Origin of the sequence: Paludibacterium yongneupense DSM 18731, from assembly GCF_000422925.1 — a bacterium.
In the GTDB taxonomy this organism is placed as follows: Bacteria; Pseudomonadota; Gammaproteobacteria; order Burkholderiales; family Chromobacteriaceae; genus Paludibacterium; species Paludibacterium yongneupense.
Window position 1 is genome coordinate 62,886 of sequence record NZ_KE383960.1, and the last position, 21,116, is coordinate 84,001.

The 21,116-nt window shown below is 62.7% G+C and carries 19 protein-coding genes and 4 tRNA genes; 9 read left to right on the forward strand and 14 right to left on the reverse strand.

Annotated features, from left to right (window positions below; genetic code table 11):
• Positions 1 to 84 precede the first annotated feature (84 nt).
• Together rluB and greB are read left to right on the forward strand one after the other, a co-directional pair.
• A complete protein-coding gene (gene rluB, locus G520_RS0119035) occupies positions 85 to 1,197 on the forward strand; it encodes a 23S rRNA pseudouridine(2605) synthase RluB (protein ID WP_246542793.1) in 1,113 nt (370 codons plus the stop codon).
• Between the two features lie 44 nt (positions 1,198 to 1,241).
• Positions 1,242 to 1,796, forward strand: a complete 555-nt coding sequence (gene greB, locus G520_RS0119040; protein ID WP_028537046.1) for a transcription elongation factor GreB — start codon at positions 1,242 to 1,244, stop codon at positions 1,794 to 1,796.
• A gap of 52 nt (positions 1,797 to 1,848) precedes the next feature.
• Here greB and G520_RS24135 read toward each other — a convergent pair whose 3' ends face one another.
• The 6 genes from G520_RS24135 to minC form a co-directional block, all read right to left on the reverse strand.
• Entirely contained in the window at positions 1,849 to 3,786 is a 1,938-nt protein-coding gene (locus tag G520_RS24135; RefSeq protein ID WP_028537047.1) for a M12 family metallopeptidase, read from the reverse strand.
• Positions 3,787 to 4,022: 236 nt separating this feature from the next.
• Positions 4,023 to 4,454 carry a MarR family winged helix-turn-helix transcriptional regulator gene (locus G520_RS23485; protein ID WP_156877018.1) on the reverse strand — a complete coding sequence of 144 codons (432 nt, stop codon included), beginning with the start codon at positions 4,452 to 4,454 and terminating at the stop codon, positions 4,023 to 4,025.
• Positions 4,455 to 4,520: 66 nt separating this feature from the next.
• Positions 4,521 to 5,459: a LysR substrate-binding domain-containing protein gene (locus G520_RS0119055; protein ID WP_028537048.1), complete on the reverse strand. Its 939-nt coding sequence runs from the start codon at positions 5,457 to 5,459 to the stop codon at positions 4,521 to 4,523.
• Between the two features lie 7 nt (positions 5,460 to 5,466).
• On the reverse strand, positions 5,467 to 5,730 hold the full coding sequence (gene minE, locus G520_RS0119060) for a cell division topological specificity factor MinE (RefSeq protein WP_028537049.1): 264 nt from the start codon (positions 5,728 to 5,730) through the stop codon (positions 5,467 to 5,469).
• A 2-nt stretch (positions 5,731 to 5,732) separates the two neighbouring features.
• Positions 5,733 to 6,545 carry a septum site-determining protein MinD gene (gene minD, locus G520_RS0119065; protein ID WP_028537050.1) on the reverse strand — a complete coding sequence of 271 codons (813 nt, stop codon included), beginning with the start codon at positions 6,543 to 6,545 and terminating at the stop codon, positions 5,733 to 5,735.
• Between the two features lie 31 nt (positions 6,546 to 6,576).
• The gene (gene minC / locus G520_RS0119070; RefSeq protein ID WP_028537051.1) at positions 6,577 to 7,296 is read right to left on the reverse strand and encodes a septum site-determining protein MinC; all 720 of its coding nucleotides are present in this window, start codon (positions 7,294 to 7,296) and stop codon (positions 6,577 to 6,579) included.
• Between the two features lie 372 nt (positions 7,297 to 7,668).
• Between minC and G520_RS0119075 the strand changes: the two genes are divergently transcribed.
• Complete coding sequence (locus G520_RS0119075; protein ID WP_028537052.1) at positions 7,669 to 8,241, forward strand: phasin family protein; 573 nt, start codon at positions 7,669 to 7,671, stop codon at positions 8,239 to 8,241.
• Between the two features lie 728 nt (positions 8,242 to 8,969).
• On the opposite strand, the gene G520_RS0119080 is transcribed toward G520_RS0119075, so the two are convergent.
• From G520_RS0119080 to ppa, 3 genes are all read right to left on the reverse strand, one after another.
• A complete protein-coding gene (locus G520_RS0119080; protein WP_028537053.1) occupies positions 8,970 to 10,019 on the reverse strand; it encodes a beta-N-acetylglucosaminidase domain-containing protein in 1,050 nt (349 codons plus the stop codon).
• A gap of 82 nt (positions 10,020 to 10,101) precedes the next feature.
• On the reverse strand, positions 10,102 to 10,809 hold the full coding sequence (locus G520_RS0119085) for a hypothetical protein (RefSeq protein ID WP_028537054.1): 708 nt from the start codon (positions 10,807 to 10,809) through the stop codon (positions 10,102 to 10,104).
• A 188-nt stretch (positions 10,810 to 10,997) separates the two neighbouring features.
• Complete coding sequence (gene ppa, locus G520_RS0119090) at positions 10,998 to 11,531, reverse strand: inorganic diphosphatase (RefSeq protein ID WP_028537055.1); 534 nt, start codon at positions 11,529 to 11,531, stop codon at positions 10,998 to 11,000.
• 153 nt (positions 11,532 to 11,684) lie between these two features.
• Between ppa and coq7 the strand changes: the two genes are divergently transcribed.
• The 4 genes from coq7 to G520_RS0119110 all read left to right on the forward strand — a co-directional run bounded on the left by coq7 (position 11,685) and on the right by G520_RS0119110 (position 17,136).
• A complete protein-coding gene (coq7, locus tag G520_RS0119095; RefSeq protein ID WP_028537056.1) occupies positions 11,685 to 12,305 on the forward strand; it encodes a 2-polyprenyl-3-methyl-6-methoxy-1,4-benzoquinone monooxygenase in 621 nt (206 codons plus the stop codon).
• Positions 12,306 to 12,552: 247 nt separating this feature from the next.
• The gene (locus G520_RS23490) at positions 12,553 to 13,791 is read left to right on the forward strand and encodes an efflux RND transporter periplasmic adaptor subunit (RefSeq protein ID WP_036666596.1); all 1,239 of its coding nucleotides are present in this window, start codon (positions 12,553 to 12,555) and stop codon (positions 13,789 to 13,791) included.
• A 4-nt stretch (positions 13,792 to 13,795) separates the two neighbouring features.
• A complete protein-coding gene (locus G520_RS0119105; RefSeq protein WP_028537057.1) occupies positions 13,796 to 15,745 on the forward strand; it encodes a MacB family efflux pump subunit in 1,950 nt (649 codons plus the stop codon).
• Between the two features lie 38 nt (positions 15,746 to 15,783).
• Complete coding sequence (locus G520_RS0119110; protein WP_246542680.1) at positions 15,784 to 17,136, forward strand: efflux transporter outer membrane subunit; 1,353 nt, start codon at positions 15,784 to 15,786, stop codon at positions 17,134 to 17,136.
• On the opposite strand, the gene G520_RS0119115 is transcribed toward G520_RS0119110, so the two are convergent.
• On the reverse strand, positions 17,101 to 18,255 hold the full coding sequence (locus G520_RS0119115; RefSeq protein ID WP_028537059.1) for a YbfB/YjiJ family MFS transporter: 1,155 nt from the start codon (positions 18,253 to 18,255) through the stop codon (positions 17,101 to 17,103). The two genes, G520_RS0119110 and G520_RS0119115, sit on opposite strands and share 36 nt — an antisense overlap.
• Positions 18,256 to 18,319: 64 nt before the next feature.
• Here G520_RS0119115 and G520_RS0119120 point away from each other — a divergent pair, with 64 nt between their 5' ends.
• A complete protein-coding gene (locus G520_RS0119120; RefSeq protein WP_051229527.1) occupies positions 18,320 to 19,219 on the forward strand; it encodes a LysR family transcriptional regulator in 900 nt (299 codons plus the stop codon).
• A 21-nt stretch (positions 19,220 to 19,240) separates the two neighbouring features.
• On the opposite strand, the gene G520_RS0119125 is transcribed toward G520_RS0119120, so the two are convergent.
• The 4 genes from G520_RS0119125 to G520_RS0119140 all read right to left on the reverse strand — a co-directional run bounded on the left by G520_RS0119125 (position 19,241) and on the right by G520_RS0119140 (position 19,575).
• Positions 19,241 to 19,315, reverse strand: a tRNA-Glu gene (locus tag G520_RS0119125).
• Positions 19,316 to 19,319: 4 nt separating this feature from the next.
• Positions 19,320 to 19,396: transfer RNA gene (locus G520_RS0119130), tRNA-Arg, on the reverse strand.
• A 22-nt stretch (positions 19,397 to 19,418) separates the two neighbouring features.
• Positions 19,419 to 19,493: transfer RNA gene (locus tag G520_RS0119135), tRNA-Glu, on the reverse strand.
• Between the two features lie 5 nt (positions 19,494 to 19,498).
• Positions 19,499 to 19,575, reverse strand: a tRNA-Arg gene (locus G520_RS0119140).
• Between the two features lie 160 nt (positions 19,576 to 19,735).
• On the opposite strand from G520_RS0119140, the gene G520_RS0119145 reads away from it, so the two are divergent.
• Positions 19,736 to 21,115 (forward strand): exonuclease domain-containing protein, encoded by a 1,380-nt coding sequence (locus G520_RS0119145; protein ID WP_028537061.1) that lies wholly within the window; start codon positions 19,736 to 19,738, stop codon positions 21,113 to 21,115.
• Position 21,116: the final 1 nt, after the last annotated feature.

Genomic DNA, 21,116 nt, shown 5'->3' on the forward strand with positions numbered 1-21,116 from the left:
CCGTTCAACCGCGACGAACGCCAGCCGTTCAACCGCGATGCGCAGCCGGGCAACCGCGATGCGAGAAAACCGTTCAACCGCGATGTGAAAAAAAGGGAAGGCCAGGACGAGCGTCAGCCTGGCACCGGTACATCGACTCGCGACGATCGCAAAGCGTTCAACCGCGACGTGCGTCAGCCTTTCCAGCGCGATGAGCGCCAGCCGGGCGTCGCCGCCGACCGCGTTCCGTTCAATCGCGACGAGCGCCAGCAGGCTGAGCGTGACGAACGCCAGCCATCCTATGTCCGCAGCGCCCAGGCCGCGCATGTCGCCGGTCTGGCCCGTGGCAAGTTTGCTCCCAAGGTGGCGCGCGCCAAGAAAATGTCCTTGCGCGATCCTAATCAGAAACTGATGGACAAGGCCAAGCGCCTGCGCGAGACGCGCGTCGATTGGGATGTGATCGAGCCTACCCGGTTGCAGAAGGCCTTGTCGCAATCCGGCGTCGGATCTCGGCGCGAGATGGAAGAATGGATTGAAGCCGGCCTGATCACCGTCAACGGGCAGGTTGCAACCCTCGGCGATCGCGTCGGTCCGCGCGATCGCGTGATGGTCAAAGGCCATCAGATCAAACTCAAGTGGCCTGACCGTCTGCCGCGCGTGATCCTGTATCATAAGCAGGAAGGCGAGATGGTCACCCGCGACGATCCACAAGGTCGAGTGACGATATTCGATCGGCTGCCGCAGGCCAAGAGCAGCCGCTGGATCGCGATCGGCCGTCTCGACGTGAATACCAGCGGTTTGCTGATTGTGACCACGAGCGGCGAATTGGCCAATCGTCTGATGCACCCCAGCTTCGAGGTTGAACGTGAGTATGCGGTCAGGGTGCTGGGCGAACTGACCGATGAGCAGCGCAAGGAGCTGTGCCGCGACGTCGAACTGGAAGACGGGCCGGCACGCTTCGAACGTATCATCGATCAGGGGGGGGAAGGCGCCAACCACTGGTATCGTGTCGTGATCAAGGAAGGCCGTAACCGTGAAGTGCGCCGCTTGTTCGACCACTACGATCTTCAGGTCAGCCGCCTGATGCGGGTGCGGTTCGGCAATATCGGTCTGCCGCCGCGTCTGAAGCGTGGTCATTTCTACGAGCTTAACGAGCTGGAAGTCGCCGCGGTAATGAAATGGTCAAACCTGACCGTGACCGGCAGCGTCAAGAAATAAGGTTCGAGGAAGGGAGCCCGCCGCTGGCGGGCTTTTTCACAGCGATGAACAAAGCTTTTACCCGAGAAAACGACGATCCCGAAGACGATCTGCCCATTGAGCGCAGATTGCCTCCCTCCACTAAAAACTACATCACGCCGCTTGGCTGGCAACGGCTGAAGGACGAGCTCTACCATCTGGTTCATCGCGAGCGCCCGGAAGTCGTGCAGATCGTAAACTGGGCGGCGAGCAATGGCGACCGCTCGGAAAATGGCGACTACATCTACGGCAAGCGCCGGCTGCGCGAGATCGACCGTCGTATCCGCTTTCTGACCAAGCGGTTGGAGATCGCGGAGGTGGTGGATCCCGAAGCGCGCGAGAGTACCGACCAGGTTTTTTTTGCCGCCACGGTCGTGATTTTGCGTGGCGACGGCAGGGAACAGCGGCTGTCCATCGTCGGCGTCGACGAAATCGACGTGGCACGCGGGCATATCAGCTGGATTTCTCCGATCGCGCGTACGCTGCTGAAGGCGCGCGAGGGTGACAGCATCCTGTTCCGTGGCCCGGATGGAGACGAGGACATCGAGGTGCTGGAGGTCGTCTACCAGCGGATTGGCTAGCGCCCAGTCCCTTTTCCGGCACCGGGCGCCAGCCCGGCGCATCTCCGTCCTCTCAGCGCCAGTCCCACTGATGACGCGCCGGTTCCTGTTCTCCTGCCAGTGTTTCGGCGCGCACGGCGTCATGGCGATCGTAGTGCAGCCCGAGGGCGCTATTTCCCGTATTGATCAATTGTCGCTGCGCGTTGTACTGCCATAGCTGGTCGACCGTGTTGCGGCAAGGCTGCAGCACGGCAAAGCTGCGATCGGGGCCGGATTTGCCCAGGCAGAGTCCGGGATAGGCGGTGTTGACTATTTCGCCACTGCCGAGCCGGATCCAGTCCTGCTCGCTCGCCGGGCGGCAGGCCTGCAACCGCAGGGTGCGGTTGCCATTGCCCGGGAACGCGCTGTGGCCATCATCCATTGCCTCCAGGCACAGACCGTTGGCGCGTGCCACCAACTGGTGCCGGGTTCTGCGTTCGGCGGCGCGGGCGACGACACGGACCGGCAACTCCAGCTGCTGCTCGCTGCCGTCGCTATAGCGCGCGCGCAGCGCGAGCCGGGCCTCTCCGCGGAAATGGCGCTTGGGGGTGATCACCAGATTGCGTTCGTTGTACGGCCTTTGCTGGATGTCGACTTCGAGCGCGGCGTGCGGTCTCGACTCAAGGCCGCGCAGGGTGCGACTGCCGCCATAGAAGGCGATGTGGCCGACGCCGTCCTCGTCTATCGTCAGCGCGCGACTGCCGAGCGTGCCGGGACGAACGGCAGCCGGTGGCGTCGATGCCCGGATGGTCGCGGGGACGGTGGGGGAAGGGGCAATGGCGCCACGGGTATTCACGCTGATGGCCAGAGTCAGGGTCTCGCTTGTGTCGTCGACATGTCTGAGATCCAGCTTCAGTGTGGCATGACCGGGGCTGCCGGCCAGGGCCGTGATCCGCAAGGTCGGGGCCGCCGTGCTTCCGGGCAGCACTTCAACCTTGAATCCCGTGGGAATCTGCATGCTCGCATCGAAGCCAGGTCCGGCGTCGAGGATATGGACGAGGGCGCTGCGGTTGCGCTCCAGCGCCAGCGATGGCAGGTCGAAGCGCGCCGTCCGGCGCGCGGGCTGCCGCCGATCGGGACGCGGCTGCGGCGTGCCGTCTGGCCGTCCGGTGATGGCGGGAGGCGGTCCCGGGTAAAACGCGTTGATGGACCGGATGTCGCCAGCCGACAGGAAATCATGGCTGAGGATACGCTGCCGCGGGTCGAGCGGACTCAGGCCGGGCAGATTGTAGTGGGTGACGGATTCTAAGTCATAGGGAAAACGCGTATCCAGCCGCGTATCGATATCCATGCCGTCGACGGAATCATAGGCCGCGTCGAGAGCGAGATAGCTGCCGCGGTCTGGGCGCTGATGTTCGTGGCCGAAGCCGAGTGCATGCATGATCTCGTGGATAAGGGTATGTTGAGCCGGGCAGCGTATCTCCATCGGTTGCGGGCCGCCGGTATAGCCGAGACTGGACAAGCCGCAATGGCTGCCGTCGTCGGGCAGGGTGCGTACGTCGATATAGCCTGGCTGGGTGCTGCGCTCGACGAAACGGACCGCGGTGTGGCTTTCAATATCCTGTACGGCGGCGGCGAAGGCGGTGCGAGTGTCCTGGTCGGCTCGCCGCAGTGAATAGTAGACCGTGTTGTTGGGCCACAGCCGTATATAGCTTGCCTTGACTGCGGCGGCCCGCTTGTTTCGCCGCCCGCGTTGATCGTCCGTTTCATTGTTGGCGCGCTGTATTTTGAACGGGGCGAACCCGTGCTCTTGCAGTTCACTATGCCTGCCGACGATCATGTCCTGAACGATGGCGTCGTCGTCGCGCACCCGGTAGCGCAGTTTTTTCCCCGTTGCCGGGTCTATGGCTTCGGCACTGCTCAAGTCGCGCGGGATGCCTGCTTGAGCGGCGGCGAGGACGGTGCCGCATGGCAGCAGGATGGCAACAAGGCTGCACAGCAGGACTTTGTTCCGGGGTGGGCGGTGTGGCATTGCATTCTCCTGGTGGTTGCAATGGAAACGATCGGCCATCCTCGTGCAGTTTATTTTAAATACTATGTTATAAGTAAAGAAGACTACAGGGGGTATGAATAGAGGTAAAGAGGTCGCGGCAAAGACTGACATCAGCTTGCCCGGTACGCATTTGTCCCCGGGACTGAAGACGTGAAACCGGAATTTTTACGTGCCTGTACGGCGTTCGCACGGTTGGCAAGGCCGTGCAGGCCGACTCAGCGGGAAGCGTCGTCGCTGGCAGGTGGGGCTTCCGGGCCGCAGCCCGACATCAACTGATTGACTTGCAGCCAGCCGTTGACGGCCGTCGCTTCCGCTTCGTTGAAGGCGCGTTCGAGCAGTCGCGCCTGTTCCTTGTGCAGCAGTTCTTCCAGTTTCTTTCCTTCTGGCGTGAGCTGCAATTGCTTGACGCGTTTGTCATGACTCGCGACGTCGGCCACGACAAGGCCCATCTGCACCAACTGGCGCAAGGGGATATTGATGGCTTGTTTGGTCACGCCAAGCGCCTTGAGCAAGTCCTTCACGCTCAGCCCCGGGTAATGGGCCACAAAAAACAGGATGCGGTGATGGACGCGTGCGAGCCCCCGGCGGGCCAGAATTTCGTCGGGCCGGTCGGTGAAAGCCATGTAAGCGTGAAAAAACGCTTCCATGGCGCCTCTGAGGTCGATGTGGGGCGTTGGGCGGGATGGGCCGCGTGTGTCGGACATGGTGTGCGCTCAGGCCTGCATGGCTTCGTCTTCCAGCATGTCGACACCGGGAAGGCCGGACTGGAAAACGGCTTGCTGCAGGGTGTCGATGGCCTTGCGCCGGAAAAATTGCTTACGTGTCACCAGCAACACGCGCCGATTGGGCACCGGTGCGGTGAACGGGCGCACCGTGAGCAGCGGCGCATCGGCACTGCTGACCGAGGTGGCCGGCATGACGGTGATGCCCATGCCGCTGGCGACCATGTGGCGGATCGTGTTGAGCGAACTGCCCTGCAGGGTGCTGGCCAGCCCGCCGCTGCTGTTCTGCCGGCTGGAGAGATCGCTGCAGGCCTGCAGCACCTGGTCGCGGAAACAGTTGCCTTGCGTGAGCAACAACACGCTCTGTTCGGCGAGTTGCGAGGGATTGACCTGCGACAGGCTTTCCCATGGATGCCCCTTGGGCGTCGCGACGACGAAAGGCTCGTCGTACAGAGGCCAGGCCATGGTGCCGGCTTCGTCGAAAGGATCGGCCACGATGATGGCGTCGACTTCGCCGCGCTTGAGCATCTCGGACAAACGCGCGGTGTAGTTTTCTTCGATGAACAGCGGCATGTCGGGCGCCAGCTCGCGCAGCGCCGGGATCAGCTTGGGCAGCAAATAGGGGCCGATGGTAAAAATGACCCCTAGCTTGAGCGGACCCACCAGCTCGTTCTGGTGCTCTCCAGCCAGTCGCTTGATGGTATCGGCTTCTTCCAGAACCCGCTGCGCCTGTTCTACGACGCGTTCTCCGATTTCAGTGACGGCGATTTCCTGCCCTCCCCGCTCGAACAGGGCGATACCCAGCTCGTCCTCGAGCTTTTTGATGGCGATGGACAGGGTGGGTTGGCTGACAAAGCAGCTCTGCGCGGCACGGCCGAAATGCCGTTCGCGCGCCACTGCTACGATATAGCGCAGTTCGGTTAGCGTCATGGGTGGGTCAGCGCTGGTTATTTTCCGGCAAGACGATATTCACCTCCAGGACTTCGTAATTGTCCTGGCGCTCGAGTTGCACTTTGATATCGTCCTGATTGACCGATACGTATTTCGAGATGACTTCGACCAGCTCGCGCTGCAACGCCGGGAGGTAGTCCGGCGTGCCGGTCTTGCCTCCGCGTTCATGCGCCAGGATGATCTGCAGTCTTTCCCGGGCGATGGCGGCGGTCTTCTGCCGTTTTCCGAAGATCATTTCGATCAAGGACATGTTCAACTCCCAAACAGGCGCTTGAGCAGACCCACTTTGGGCGCATCGAGGAAGCGCATCGGGCGATCATTGCCGAGGAATCGCGCTACTACATCCGAGTAGGCTTCGGCAACGTCGGTTCCCTTTAGATGGATCGCCGGTGTCCCGGCATTGGATGCTTGCAGCACGGCCTGGGACTCGGGAATGACGCCGATGAGCGGGACGCGCAGGATTTCCTTGACGTCTTCTACCGACAGCATTTCGCCCTTGTCCACGCGTTGCGGTGCGTAGCGGGTTAGCAGCAGGTGTTCCTTGACCGGTTCGCGGCCTTCCAGTGCACGGCGCGACTTGGCGGACAGTATGCCGAGAATGCGGTCGGAGTCGCGTACCGAAGAGACTTCGGGGTTGGTGACGATCAGCGCTTCGTCGGCGAAGTAGAGCGCCATCAGGGCGCCCTTCTCGATACCGGCCGGCGAGTCGCAGACGATGAATTCGAAGCCCATCTCGTCGAGTTCCTTGAGTACCTGCTCGACGCCGTCTTCGGTCAGCGCATCCTTGTCCCGGGTTTGCGATGCAGGAAGAACATAGAGATTGTCGCAGTTCTTGTCCTTGATCAGCGCCTGATTCAGGGTTGCTTCCTTGTTCACGACGTTTATCAGATCGTAGACGACGCGACGCTCGCAACCCATGATCAGATCCAGGTTACGCAAACCCACGTCGAAGTCGATAACGGCTGTCTTGTGGCCGCTGAGTGCCAGGCCCGAGGCAAAGCTGGCGCTGGTCGTGGTCTTGCCCACGCCTCCCTTGCCGGAGGTCACGACGATGATTTTTGCCACGTGTCATTCCTTGCTTGTATTGAATTAAGCGTCATTCCCCGAGCGCCTGCATCACCAGGCGCTCATTTTCCAGAAAGACCTGTGTTGGTTTCCCTTTGATACTGTCGGGCAGGGCCTGCTCCAGCGTCCGGTAGACGCCGGCGATGGAAACCAGCTCGGCCTCCATGGAGCGTACGAATATCCGTGCGCCCGTATTGCCCCGCGCGCCCGCCAATGCCCGACCGCGCAAAGGGGCGTAGACATGGATATTGCCGTCCGCGATGACTTCGGCTCCGGCGCTGACCATGGCCAGCACCACCAGGTCGCTGCCGCGGGCGTAAATCTGCTGCCCGGCGCGGACAGGGCGTTCCACGATCAGCGTCCCCGCGGCTTCCGTCATGGGGGCCGGGGCGGCGGCAGGCGCCGCATCCTGTGTCACCGTTCCGCGCGCACTGTTCGCGCCGTTGTGGTAGGCCAGGCCATGGCGGGCAGCCAGCGTGGCCAGGGCATGGTCGGGATGGCGCAGGCCGAGGGCACGAATGCCATACTTCTCAAGTAGCGGCAGCAGCGTGGCCAGATCCAGCTCTGCCGGTCGCGGCAGTGATTCCAGATCCAGCACGAAAGCTTCAGCCAGGCCCTGAACGCCATTGGAGGTGCCGAAACGCGCATCCAGCGCGGCAGTCAGCTCATCAAGGCGTGCGGTTTTCAGTATTAACGCCAGCACATCCAGGCTGGCGGATTTTATGTCGAATGCGTTGGCCGTCTGGCTCATTTTTGTCTTGGCACTTTATAGATAGATTTATTCTATTGTGCGAGTGTACTGTGTTGTGCACACCCTTTCAATGTAACCGAGGCACAACACCTGCCTGTCCTCTATGCCGGTTGACAGCGCGTAGACGGCGGCGACGACGACGGGACTCTTGCGCTGCGGCCTGCTATTATTGAAAATTGTCATTTGCCGCAATGACGATGAAATTATGGTGTGGTAAAAAACCAAATAAAATAGATGCTTACTTCATTGTGCAGTGCAATAATCAGTTGACCCGCACAGCAATAGTGCGTAGAGTCGTAATTGTTGCGGTGCAGCATTCAGCCGCAGGATTTACCGTGTTGCCGAGTTGTCCCACACAATACAGGAGTGAACATGTCTTACAACACACAGGATATTTCTGCTCTCGGGCAGGCCCAATTCGACAAGGCGGTACGCCTGTCCTCCATCGTTCTGACGGGAGCCGAACGCTTTGCCAATCTGCAGCTGGAACTGTCGCGCAAGCTGCTGGCCGATCAGGCTCAAGTGTTCAAGTCGCTGGCCGATGTGAAGGATCCGAAGGCTTTCGCCGAATTCCAGTCCGGTTTCGCTCAGCCGAGCATCGATCAGGCTTTCGTCGTTGCGCGCAATCTGTACGATGCTGCCGTTGCGACCCAGAACGAACTGGCCGCCTTTGTTGAAGAACAGGTTTCCGAAAACAACAAGACCCTGCTGAGCTCGCTGGATCGTTTGGCCAAGAATGCGCCGGCGGGTTCTGACGTTGCCGTGTCCGCCATCAAGAGCCTGGTGAATTCTTCCAGCGCCGCTTTCGAAAGCGTGAGCAAGACCGCCAAGAAAGTCAGTGCCGAAATCGCCGAAGCCGGAGTCGAAGCGGCGACCAGTTCCGCCAAGGCCGCTTCCGCTGCCGTTTCGCGTGCCAAGAAAGCGACGCCCGCCAGCGCTGCCTGATTGATTGCACTTCCCGCATCCAGAACCCCCGGGGCCAGGCTCCCGGGGGTTTTTTGTGTGGTGCGCCCGGCAGGGCGCACTCCCGCGGGTGCAGGTCCGGCCGCAAGTTGATCACAGCGAACGAAGCGAAGCGCAACGGCATGCGGGCGGCCCAGTGCGGGGAGGAAGCGTGGAGCATAAACGGTGAGCCGATGAACAAAAATCGGATATGAGGCGCTGCCGAGCAGGGCAAGCGGGCACGAAACCGCGAAGCTCTCGCGATCAAGGCGAAGTGGCGTAGATCGGGCGGTTGTGCAGTGAAGGAGTGCGTGCTTACCTGTGGAGATCTCGCCTGATGCCTGAAAGGGCGACGGCTTTGCCGGAGCGATGAAGTCAGCAGCGGTCGTAGCAGTCGGGGCTACCTGGTGAAGGAGCAAACGAGAAGGAGCGTCGAAGGCCATGTCGATGTCAAAGGCAATGCGTCAGATGCCTGCGCGAGCGGGGCGGGTCGGCGTAGCCAGCGGTGACGCCGCTGACGATCCGATCTGCGACGAAGCCGATGGCCCGCGACATGAAACCGGAGACACAGGGTCAGCATCGATCAACGCGATGCTGACGATAGCCTGCTTTGACCAACCCGGGGCTCCCCGACTCAGCTACCTCAACTTATCTAACCGCCCGGTGCGGACCCACATGCCGGGTGGCGTGGCAGGGTGCGGCCTAAAGGCCGCCCCCCATGCCGATCGCTCTCAGGCCGGAGCATTGATCCAGGCGATGATTTCTCGGGTGTAGCGCTTCTCGTTTTCTCGGGTGAATGCGCCGAATTCCTTGAGCAGGCGCTTGCGGGTGAAGTCGCTGAAGCTTTCTCTGCCCTCGTAGACCAGATACGGCAGGTTGTCGTCTATGGCCTGCGCCAACCCTTCTCCGCACAGTCCGCGCAATGCCTTCAGATAGGAACGCCGCGGCTGATAATCCTGCTTCTGCGAGAAAAGGTCGAACAGGGTCGACAAGGGGATCAGCGACAGGTTCGGCTGCGTCATCGGGTTGGCGGCGAGGCCGCGGATACTGTCCTGCAATTGCCACGGTCGTCCGGGTATCGCGAACAGGGGCAGCCGGTTGTGCAGCCAGGCCGGGTCGTTGACCGGCCAGTTGTCCCACACATACGGTTGGCGGCCGAACTGCCCGGCCATCCTTTCCATCTCGTCCGGGTCGTGGCCGAGAGAGATCACATGCTGGCCGGTCCAGAAAATGTCGAAAGAGGACGCGATGCGGCCCAGGTCATGCCAGTAGTCGGCCGGCATCGGGCCATAGGTCCTCTCCAGCAAAGGATCTTTCGAATAGTAGGTGCCGACCAGGAAGAAGCGCTTGGCATTCGATACGCTGGCCAGGTATTCGGCGATGTCGACCTGGCGCCGTGCGAGCTCGGGCAGCTTGCTGGCGAAGTCGTCGAAGGCGACGCTGAGCAGATCAGGCTCCAGTGCGTCGTCGATCTGCTGCATCCGTGTCTTCAGCGCCTGCCGCGTGTCCGTGTCCAACCGCTCGACCTGATATGGCGTGAAGCCGATGCCGAAAGCCACGCCGCGCTCGCGCAAGCGGTGTCTGAACTTGCGCAGCGAGTCCAGTACCGGTTCGGGCCAGTTCTCGCGCCAGTGCTCGCGCAAGTAGATATCGCTCTTGGGGGCGTACAGGTAGTAGGCCGCCCCCTTGTCATGGCAGAAGTCCGCAAAGTGCATTCTGTCGTCCCAGTCCCATGGAGTTTGGGTATACAAGCCTTCGATGATTCCGAGTTCCAGCGTCATGGCGTTGTCCTCAACATGTCGGCGCAGCAGAGTGCTGCCTGCTTATTAGACAATGTTTAAAATACGAGTCAACGGCAGGCGGTCAGGTGGAAGGGGGTAGCGAGAGGAGCAGATCGCGCAACGAGGCGCTTTGCCCAAGGGTCAGATCGATAAAGCGCGCGAGGTTGAGGGCATAATGCGTGCCGTCCGGCACCGGCCAGTGCTTTTCGCCGGCGTCGGCGTGCGGTGCGGATGATGTGGGGTAATAGCCGACATAGTGTTGCGCTAGCAGCAAAACCATGCGTGCGAGTTCGGCTTGCCCGAGCAGGCCGGCTTGCCAGTCGGGAGGAGCGGGGGCGTGCCCGGAGATCGGGCACTGTGTTTGCAGCGCGAGCTGGACGCTACGGCTCAGGACATCGAACACCCGTGCCGTGAACCCGGCGGCGCCGGGCGGACCGCAGGGTAGCCAGGCGCCGGGCAGGGGGGCGAGCGGGTCGGCGATGGCGGCAAGCGCGGCGAGCGCTCGCTCGTCGCCGCCGGCTTGCATGACAAATCCCCATTCTTCGCCGACGGGCTGCCAGTGTGCCGCAATCTCGGCGAAGAGCAGACCTTCGCCGCGGCACAATCGCCCGAGCCGCTGCGCCCTTTCCATTCCGGCCGCTTGCAGGTCGACGCGCAGCGTGCCGAGCGCCAGGCCGTTCCATTCCGGCCATGGCGAGTCGACGCGCGCGACGTCGATTCCGCCTTGCGCCAGGCGGCGCGCGACGAGGTCGAGAAAAGGGGCCTTGCCCTGTAGCATGACGGGATGCATGCGGTTCTCAGGCAGCCATCGGCAAAAGCGGTAGCGTGGGCACAGTCGTGGTTTCTCATGGCGAAGAAGATTCAGTCAGCATGGTAGCATGGCGCCGACCAGGGCTGTGTGACGCGCTCGAGGCGGAAAAGAACGCGCCGCATGCGCGGCGCGCCGTGCGACCGGAGCGAATGCCCGGTCGCAGTGGATTACTTGGCGGCGGCCGCGCGCTTGATGCCTTCGTTCAGCTCGACAGTAGCGTCCTGCAGCGTGCCCCAGCCCTGGATCTTGACCCATTTGCCCTTTTCCAGATCCTTGTAGTGCTCGAAGAAATGCACCATCTGGTTGCGCAGCAATTCCGGCAGGTCTTCCAGCTTCTGGATCGCCTTGTACATGGGACAGAGTTTTTCGACCGGAACGGCGATCAGCTTGGCGTCGATGCCGGATTCGTCTTCCATCTTGATCATGCCCAGCGCGCGGCAGCGGATCAATACGCCGGGCGGCAGGGGGAAGGGGGTGACGACCAGCACGTCGACCGGATCGCCATCGTCGGACAGGGTTTGCGGGACGAAACCGTAGTTGGCCGGGTAGAACATCGAGGTACCCATGAAGCGGTCGACGCACAGGGCGCCCGAATCCTTGTCGAATTCGTACTTGATCGGTGCGCCGTTGGCGCTGATTTCGATCACGACGTTAAAGTCGTTGGGCATATCCTTGCCAGCGGAGATACGGTCGAGATTCATCGGATTCAATCCTTTCAGGTAAGCCGTTTAAACGTGCGAATGACATCGCGCATTATAGCGCAGTGGCCGTTCCTGTTCGATGGCAGGGGAGGTCGTCGTGCGCGGGGCGCGCTATACTCGGCATTATTGTCATTTCAGTGGGATGTTTCCGCCATGTTTGATCAGTTGATCATCGAGTTCGACAAGGGGTTGCGCACCCTGTTTGCTTCGAGTCACAGCGCCCGGCCGCACCCCGACCAGGACATGGAGCAACCGGAACTGGACGAAGCGGCCACGCGCCATGCCCTTGGCCTGATGCGTGTCAATCACTGCGGCGAAGTCTGCGCCCAGGCCCTCTATCAGGGACAGGCCTTGACCGCGCGCGATCCCGTCGCGCGCGACGCGCTCAAGCAGGCCGCGTTCGAAGAAGTCGAACATCTGGCATGGACGGAAAGGCGTATTCGCGAGCTGGGCGGTCGTCCCAGCGTGTTCAATCCCCTGTGGTACGGTGGCTCGCTGGCCATCGGCATCGGTGCCGGCTTGCTCGGCGACAAATGGAATCTGGGGTTTCTGGAAGAGACCGAGCACCAGGTGGCGGCCCACCTCGACGGTCACTTGAAAACGCTCCCCGAGGGCGACGGTAAAAGCCGTGCCATCGTCGAGCGCATGCGCGACGACGAACAGCGCCATGCCGCGATGGCGCACGAGCATGGCGCTGCACCCTTGCCTTTGCCGGTGCGCGGCTTGATGAAGCTCAGTGCGCGTTTGATGACGACGGCCAGTTATCGGGCCTGATCCGGCGGCGGCCGGGCATCCATGATGTGCCGGCACCGCGTTCTGCGGCGCCGGCACCCTGGTGCGCTAGCGTTTTTCTGCCTGCCTGTGACGGAAAACGCGAATCCCCTGCCGCGATTTACCTCCGCCAGTGGTGCTCTCTCCACATTTCGTCCACCATTTGAGCCTATTGTTGCTGCATGGCGCCTGTCGTCGCGGCTTTATGGCATGCGATGCGGCGTTCCCGTGACCAACGTTCAGGATACGCATGACTACGTTTCGCGCTCATACCCGGCGCTATCTGCTCATCATTCTGCTGCTGGCAGTGGCCGCCGTGGCGATCAAGAAAGTCTATTTCACTCCCCCCGATGGCCCGCATTTCCTGACCGGAACGGTCCATCGTGCGGATATCGAAGACACCGTTCTGGCAAGCGGGACCCTGCAGGGCATCGACGAGGTCAGCGTCGGCTCGCAAGCGTCGGGTCAAGTCAAGTCGCTGTACGTGCAACTGGGACAGCGCGTGAAAAAAGGGCAGCTTGTCGCCGTGATCGATTCCCTGACGCAGGAAAACAGCCTGCGTGCCGACCAGGCCGCCCTGGAGAACGTGCTTGCGCAGAAGCGTTCGAAACAGGCGACGCTGCATCAGGCCGAGCTGACCTTCGCCCGCGAGCAGACATTGCTTGCGCAGGATGCGGCGGCACGCGCGGACTACGAATCGGCCGAAGCGACGCTCGCGTCGACGCGGGCCGACATCGCCGCCCTCGACGCCCAGATCCGCGAGGCGCAAGTCACCGTCGATAATGCCAAAGTCGACCTCAATCACACCCGCATCACCTCCCCCATCGATGGCACGGTGGTCGCCATCGTCACCAAGCAGGGGCAGACGGTGAACGCGACCCAGTCGACGCCGACCATCGTCAAGGTGGCGCAGCTCGATACCGTATTGATCAAGGCGGAAATATCCGAGGCCGACGTCACCCGCGTCAAGCCGGGGCTGGAGGCCTACTTCACGATCCTGGGCGAGCCGGATCACCGCTACGACACGCGCCTGAGCGCGATCGAACCCGGACCGGAGGCCATGAGCGAAGACAGCTTCAGTTCGTCGTCGAGCTCGACCTCCTCCACGTCGTCGAGCAGCTCCTCTTCGTCCTCGTCGAGCACGGCCATTTATTACAACGGCCTGCTGATGGTCCCCAACCCCGATGGCAAGTTCCGCATCTCGATGACGGCACAGGTCAACATCGTGCTCGCGAAGGCGCGCGCGGCGCTGATCGTGCCGGCTTCTGCCCTCGGCCCGCGGGCGGGCGACGGCCGCTATGCGGTGCAGGTGGTCGGGGCGGACGGCCGTACGGTGCATGCGCGGCAGATACGCATCGGCATCAATAATCACGTCAATGCGCAGATTCTCGACGGCCTGCAAGAAGGGGAGCGCGTGGTCATTCGCCAGGCTGCGGCCACGGCCAGCACCGAGTCGACGCACCCGGGCCCGCCACCGGGAGGAATGTAAGCCGATGACAGCCCCCTTGATCGAGTTGAGTGGCGTACGCCGCGAATTTCCGGCGGGCGAGACGACCGTAGCCGTGCTCAAGGATATCGACTTGAGCGTGCATGCCGGCGAGATGGTCGCGATTGTCGGCGCTTCGGGTTCTGGCAAGTCGACGTTGATGAATATTCTCGGCTGTCTGGATCAACCATCCTGCGGCAGCTATCGCATCGCCGGGCGCGAAACCGGACAGCTGCAGCCCGACGAACTGGCGGAATTGCGGCGCGAGCATTTCGGTTTCATTTTCCAGCGCTACCATCTGCTGCCGGATCAGACGGCCCGCGGCAATGTCGAAATACCGGCCATCTATGCCGGACGGGACCGGTCGGCGCGGCGGCGCCGTGCGACCGAACTGCTGGAGAGGCTTGGCCTGGGCGAGCGCGGAGATCATCGCCCGGGGCAGTTGTCGGGCGGGCAGCAGCAGCGCGTCAGTATCGCCCGTGCGTTGATGAACGGCGGACGGGTGATTCTCGCCGACGAGCCCACCGGCGCTCTCGACAGCAAGAGCGGGCAGGAAGTGATGGCCATTCTGGCCGAGTTGCATGCGGATGGCCACACGATCATCCTCGTGACCCACGATATGAAAGTGGCGGAGCATGCTGATCGCATCATCGAAATCAGCGATGGCGAGATCATCGCCGACCGGCGGCGCGACGATCGTCCGCTCGCCGCGCCGCGGCCACTGGCGCCGGTCGAGCGCGAAGCCGGCTGGCTCGCCGTGCGCGACCGCTTCGGCGAAGCTTTGCGCATGTCGCTCGCGGCGATGCTCTCCCACCGGCTGCGCACCTTTCTGACCATGCTCGGCATCATCATCGGCATCGCTTCCGTGGTGTCCGTGGTGGCGCTCGGCGACGGATCGACCCAGCGCATCCTCAAGGACATCAGTTCGATGGGCACCAACACCATCGATGTGTTCCCCGGCAAGGAGTTCGGGGACATGAAGTCGTCTTCCATCCACACGCTGGTCCCATCCGATGCCGATGCGCTAGCCCAGCAGAGTTATGTCGACAGCGTGACGCCGTCGGTGTCGACCAGCGTCACCGCCCGTTATCGTTCGATCGCGGTTTCGGCTACCGTCAACGGTGTCGGCGAACACTATTTCCGTGTGCGCGGTCTGGAAATGGCGCAAGGGCAGGTCTTTGACTCGGAGAGCGTCAAGCGCCTGGCGCAGGACGTCGTGATCGACGATAACACTCGCAAAGGCCTGTTCCCCGGCGGCGAGAATGCCGTGGGCGCGGTCATCCTGCTCGGAACCGTACCTTGCCGCATCATCGGCGTCGCCGAGAAAAAGGACAGCGGCTTCGGCAACAACAGCAGTCTCAACGTCTGGGTGCCTTACACGACGGCGATGAGCCGGATGCTCGGTCAGTCCTACCTCAAGGGCGTGACCGTCCGCGTCAGCGATTCGGTCGCGAGCCAGGATGCGGAACGCGGCATCATCGAGTTGATGACGCAGCGGCACGGCACCCGCGATTTCTACGTCTTCAACACCGACAGCATCCGTCAGACGATTGAGAAGACCACGTCGACGCTGACCTTGCTGGTGTCGCTGATCGCCGTGATTTCGCTGGTCGTCGGGGGCATCGGCGTGATGAATATCATGCTGGTGTCAGTGACCGAGCGCACGGGTGAAATCGGTGTGCGCATGGCTGTCGGCGCGCGGCAGAGCGATATCATGCAACAGTTCCTGATCGAGGCGGTGCTGGTCTGCCTGTGCGGCGGCATCCTCGGCATCAGCCTGGCCCTGCTGGTCGGCGTCGTGTTCGCCCATTTTGTCAGCGGTTTCAGCATGATTTATTCGACGACGTCGATTGTCGCCGCTTTTGTCTGTTCCACCCTGATAGGGGTGACTTTCGGCTATCTGCCGGCGCGCAACGCCGCGCGCCTGAACCCGATCGAAGCTTTGGTGAACGAGTGATGGCTTTATATTCCGCTATTTTACGAGTGCTCCCACTGTTGGCACTGAGCGCTTGCGGTTCGCTGCTTGCGACGCCTTACTCTTCTCCCGCGACCGAGATTCCCGCGCAGTGGGCGCACGGCGCGACGCGCATCGGGGCGGCGGAGCGGCTGAGCGATCCATGGTGGCGCGCTTTCGGCGATCCCGGGCTGAACGCGTTTGTCGACGACATTCTCGCGCGCAACAACGATCTGGCGGAAGCGGCGATCACGGTTCGGCGCGCGCAGTACAAGGCCGGCCTCAGCGACGACAACCGCTATCCCGCTCTTTCCGCCAGCGTGACGACCAGCAGCAGCAATCATCTGCGCGGCGACTCGCAGACGACGCGCTCGTCTTCGGCGAGCGTGAGCGTGAGCTACGAGGCCGATCTGTGGGGCAAACTGTCCAGCGCCAACGATGTGGCGCAGTGGGAGGCAAAGGCGACGCAGCAGGATCTGGAAAGCAGCGCGCAGTCGCTGGTGGGCACGGCGGTCACCCTGTACTGGAAACTTGCCTATCTGAACGACTATATCGGGCTGCAGCGGCAGAGTATCGACTATACGCGCAAGGTTCTGGCGATCGCCGAGGCGAAACACGCGGCTGGCAGCGTTTCCGCGATCGATGTTTTCAGCGCGCAGCAGACGCTGGCCGGACTCGAGGCTGATCTGAGCACGCTGGAGGAAAGCCGGGTAGAGACCCGCAATTCGATCGCCCTGTTGTACGACAGCCCGCAGACGGCCAGCTACCGCGAACCGCAGAGCTTGCCGGCTTCGGCTTTGCCGGCGGTCGATGCCGGTCTGCCGGCCGGTCTGCTGGCTCGCCGGCCCGACCTCAAGGCGGCCGAGCTGCGCTTGCGCGAGTCCCTGGCGACGGTCGACTATACTCGCGCCAGCTATTATCCCGACCTGACATTGACCGGATCGCTCGGAGGCAGCAGCACGGGGCTGTCGCGAGTATTGAGCGATCCCATCGGCACCCTGAGTGCGGAACTGACCCTGCCGTTTCTGCAATGGACGCAGACGACGCTGAATATCAAGGTGGCACGCGCCGATTACGACAAGGCGGTCATTTCGTTCCGCCAGACCCTGTACCAGGCGTTGGTCGACGTCGACAATGCGTTGTCGGCCCGTCAACAGTACGCGGTACAGGCCGAACGTCAGTCGGCCTCGCTCGAGGCCGCGCGCAAGTCGGAACGTTTGTACGAGGCGCAGTACCGCAACGGCTACGTTGCCCTCAAGGGCTGGCTCGATGCGCAGGATACCCGGCGCAGTGCGGAAATCGCCTTGCTCAAAGTGCGCTACAACCAGTTTGCGAATCACGCCGTGCTGTGTCAGGCGCTAGGTGGGGGCACCCGGTTGGCGGAGGAGCGCTAGCGTTCCGGCCATCAGGCCGAGTCCCGCCAGCCATGCGATGAGGGCAGGCGACATGGCGGCCGCGGCCGCCGCCCCGACCAGCAGGGGGCCGCAGAGCTGGCCGAACGCGAAAGCTGCAGTCATCCTCGCCATCAAGTTTTGCGCCTGCCTGCCCGCGACGGCGCGCGCCTCCTGCATACCGAGCATGGTAAGCAGCATGAAGGTTCCGCCGACGCAGAGGGCGGCAGCAAGCAAGGCGCCCAATCCCTGCCGCCACTGCGGCAGCAGTACGCCTGCCGCCATGACCCATTGCGCGCCGGCCCACAGGCGGCGCCGCGGCACATGCCCTTCCAGCAGGCTGCCCGCTAGCGTCGAGATCAGAGCGGCGAGCCCGAAGACGGGCCATACCCAGCTGAAGACGGCGGGGTCGGCCACCAGCGCGCGTGCCTGTGCCGGCAGGAAGGTTGCGGGCAAACTGTAGCCGAATCCGGCCAGGCCATAACACACGATCAAGCCGCCGTGTCCGGATCGGGTAGAGGCCGTCATGACGGCCGGCCGTGTCTCCGCTACGGCGGTGGTCCCCGCCCGCAGGCGCGGCCAGACGAAAGCGCTGCCCAGCGCCGCCGCCGCCGCAAGCACCCCCCATCCTTCGCGTGACGAACCGCCGCAAGCGGCGACGGCGGCGCACAGCAGGCCGGCAACGAAGATGCCCGCACCGACCCCGGCGAAGCTCATCCCCGCCAAGGCGCTACGCTCGAGCTCGGCCAGCCGCGCCATGCTGATGCTAGCCGTCGCGACCAATACCCAGGCGCTGGCGATGCCGGCGCCAAAGCGCAAGATCAGCCAGACCGGGTAGTCCAGAGGTGCAGCCATGAGCGCGGTGGCGGCCACGACCAGAATCAGGCCGCCGCGCAGCAGGCCTTCGGGCCGGAAGGTGGCGCGCGCCGCGACCAGAGCGCCGACCAGATAACCGGTGTAATTGGCGAAGGCGAGCGTGCTGCCGCGCGCGAGCGACAGTCCGGCGTCGGCCTGCATCAGCGGTAGCATGGGGGTAAAGGCAAAGCGCCCTATGCCCATGGCGACGGCCAGTGCCGTCAGGCTGGCGAGGACGATGACAAGAGCGGGGCGGTTCTTTTGCATGCCTCACTGTACCGCACGGCCGAGTATGAATAATATTGAATACTCATAAACGTGGATTCTCAAATTGAGAACATTGGAACTGGAGGTGCTGGCGATGTTCCGTGCCGTCGCCACCCTGGGGGGAATTACGCGCGCGGCCCAGTCTCTGCATCGGGTGCCATCCAATGTGACGACGCGGATCAAGCAACTCGAAGCACGGCTTGGCGTGGCTTTGTTCGAGCGCCGCGGGCGCGGCCTGGTGCTGACAGAGGAAGGGCAACGGCTGCTCGGCTATGCCGAACGACTGCTGCAGCTGGCCGCCGAGGCCGAGTCGGCCATCACGTCGGGGCAGGCGCTGGGAGCGCTCAGGCTGGGGGCCATGGAGAGCACGGCCGGGGCGCGGCTGCCGCCGCTGCTATCGCAGTATCACGCTGCGGTGCCCGGGGTGCGGGTCGAATTGCAGACCGGGACCAGCGGCGCGCTGATCGGGCGCTTGTTGCGGCACGAGATCGAAGCCGCTTTTGTCGCGGAACCCTATTCGGCGCCGGGACTGTCCGGGCGGGAGGTGTTTGCAGAAGAACTGGTGCTGATCAGCGAGAAAGGGCGGGGGGCCGTCGCATCGGCTGCCGAGCTCGGACGCACGACGCTGATTGCGTTTGCCGGGGGCTGTTCCTATCGTCGGCGTTTCGAAGAATGGCTGGCGGGGGCCGGCATCCTGCCCGACCGCGTGCTGGAGTTTTCGTCCTACCCGGCGATCGTGGCGTGTGTGGCGGCGGGGACCGGAGTGGCGCTGGTGCCGCGTTCGGTACTGGCTTCGCTCAGTGCCGCGGTGGATGTGAAAACGCATGAAGTGCCGCCTGCGATACGCGATAACCGCAGCCATTTGCTGTGGCACCCGGCGAACACGTCGCTGGCCTTGCTTGCCTTGCTGGATCTGTTGCCGCCCTTGCCTGCGGCCGAACGCAAAAAAACGCCCAAAGCGTAGCATTGAGCGTTTTCCGAATCCTGGCGTCCCCACGGGGAATCGAACCCCGGCCGCCGCCGTGAAAGGGCAGTGTTCTAACCGCTAAACTATAGGGACTTGCTGGTGCACCCGGAGCGATTCGAACGCCCGACCCTCTGGTTCGTAGCCAGATACTCTATCCAACTGAGCTACGGGTGCAGCTTGTGAAACTGGGTGAAACTGGCGTCCCCACGGGGAATCGAACCCCGGCCGCCGCCGTGAAAGGGCAGTGTTCTAACCGCTAAACTATAGGGACTTTACTGGTGCACCCGGAGCGATTCGAACGCCCGACCCTCTGGTTCGTAGCCAGATACTCTATCCAACTGAGCTACGGGTGCACTGCTTACTGCAAGAGAGGCGGATTTTATATACCCGGTTTCTGCTTGTCAACATTCCCTGTGAATTTTTTTCCCGAAACGTTAAAATGACCGGATTCGCCTGTCGTGCGGCGTCCACATTCACCACCGAGCGGTAGATCCGCCCGCGTAGAGACAGAATATGCTGTTTGATCGTCCTCTTGCCATCGTTGACCTGGAAACTACGGGTGGACACATCGTTCGCGACCGCATCACCGAAATCGGTGTCATCTTTATCGACGGTGCCAGGGTCGAGCGTTTCTCCACCCTGATCAATCCCGGGCAGCCCATTCCACCGTTCATCGAACATATGACCGGCATCAGCGACGCCATGGTGGCCTCCGCGCCGGCGTTCGCCGATGTGGCGGCGGATTTGCTCGAGCGTCTGCAGGGGCGCTTGTTCATTGCACACAATGTCCGCTTCGACTATGGCTTCCTGAAAAATGCATTCAAGCGGCTGGGGCTGCGCTTTCAATGCGACGCGCTGTGCACCGTCAAGTTGTCGCGCCGCTTGTATCCGCAATTCTACAAGCACAATCTGGACAGCCTGATCGAGCGGCATGGTCTGGTGCTGGCCGATCGCCACCGCGCTCTGGCCGATGCCGAAGCCCTGCGCCTGTTTCTGGATAGCGCGCGTACCGGGTTGGGGGCCGCGGCACTGGAGGCCGCCGCGGCCGAGGTGCTCGCGCAACAGACCGTGCCGCCGGGAGTGGACAGCGAACTGGTGGATGCGCTGCCGGACGTACCGGGCGTATTCATGCTGCACGGAGAGGGCAACGAAGTGCTCTACGTCGAGCGCGCAGACAATCTGCGTCAGCAGGTGCTCGCGCATTTTTCGTCGGCAAGCCCGCAGGACCGGGTGTTGCGTGTCGATTGGCACGAGACCATCGGTGAATTCGGCGCCCGCTTGCTGGAGCTACGCTTGCAGCGCGAGCACAAGCCGCGACTGAATCCCCGCGCCAGGCTCGCCGAATGCTGTTCGATACAGCTGGAAGCGGGAGAGGGCGGGTTGCTGCGTCCGCGCATCGTGACGCCGGAAGAGATCGACTTTAGCCGTACCGACAGTCTTTTCGGCTTGTTCCGCGGTGCGCGCGAAGCACGCAAGGTGCTGCAGGAGATGGCGCGTGCGGCCGGTTTATGCCAGTCGGTATTGGGAGTGGAACAGGTAACGAGTCGCAAGGGCGAGGCCTGTCACGGCCATCGTGGCGGCTATTGCCGCGGCGCCTGCATCGGCCGCGAGTCGGCCGAGTCGCATAATGCACGCCTGAGAAAGGCGCTGGAGCGGGTGAAAGTGAAAGCATGGCCGTTCGCTGGCGCCATCGAGATCGAAGAGTGCGACGAGGTCAGCGGTGAAACCGCCACCCATGTCTTCGACCGCTGGTGCTATCTGGGAAGCCGCCGGGGCGGCGAGGCGGCCGCGGCCGGAAACCCCTTGTTCGACAGCGACATCTACCGCCTGTTGAGCGGCTATCTGCGCAAGCCGACGCCGGCGTCGATCTTGCGCGAAGCCGGCGCCGCCTGAA

Bases quoted from the DNA above. Each gene is read 5' to 3' on its own strand.
- greB (WP_028537046.1), top strand. From the start codon at position 1,242: ATGAACAAAGCTTTTACCCGAGAAAACGACGATCCCGAAGACGATCTG.
- G520_RS24135 (WP_028537047.1), bottom strand. From the start codon at position 3,786: ATGCCACACCGCCCACCCCGGAACAAAGTCCTGCTGTGCAGCCTTGTT.
- G520_RS23485 (WP_156877018.1), bottom strand. From the start codon at position 4,454: ATGGAAGCGTTTTTTCACGCTTACATGGCTTTCACCGACCGGCCCGAC.
- G520_RS0119055 (WP_028537048.1), bottom strand. From the start codon at position 5,459: ATGACGCTAACCGAACTGCGCTATATCGTAGCAGTGGCGCGCGAACGG.
- minE (WP_028537049.1), bottom strand. From the start codon at position 5,730: ATGTCCTTGATCGAAATGATCTTCGGAAAACGGCAGAAGACCGCCGCC.
- minC (WP_028537051.1), bottom strand. From the start codon at position 7,296: ATGAGCCAGACGGCCAACGCATTCGACATAAAATCCGCCAGCCTGGAT.
- G520_RS0119075 (WP_028537052.1), top strand. From the start codon at position 7,669: ATGTCTTACAACACACAGGATATTTCTGCTCTCGGGCAGGCCCAATTC.
- G520_RS0119080 (WP_028537053.1), bottom strand. From the start codon at position 10,019: ATGACGCTGGAACTCGGAATCATCGAAGGCTTGTATACCCAAACTCCA.
- G520_RS0119085 (WP_028537054.1), bottom strand. From the start codon at position 10,809: ATGCATCCCGTCATGCTACAGGGCAAGGCCCCTTTTCTCGACCTCGTC.
- ppa (WP_028537055.1), bottom strand. From the start codon at position 11,531: ATGAATCTCGACCGTATCTCCGCTGGCAAGGATATGCCCAACGACTTT.
- coq7 (WP_028537056.1), top strand. From the start codon at position 11,685: ATGTTTGATCAGTTGATCATCGAGTTCGACAAGGGGTTGCGCACCCTG.
- G520_RS23490 (WP_036666596.1), top strand. From the start codon at position 12,553: ATGACTACGTTTCGCGCTCATACCCGGCGCTATCTGCTCATCATTCTG.
- G520_RS0119105 (WP_028537057.1), top strand. From the start codon at position 13,796: ATGACAGCCCCCTTGATCGAGTTGAGTGGCGTACGCCGCGAATTTCCG.
- G520_RS0119115 (WP_028537059.1), bottom strand. From the start codon at position 18,255: ATGCAAAAGAACCGCCCCGCTCTTGTCATCGTCCTCGCCAGCCTGACG.
- G520_RS0119145 (WP_028537061.1), top strand. From the start codon at position 19,736: ATGCTGTTTGATCGTCCTCTTGCCATCGTTGACCTGGAAACTACGGGT.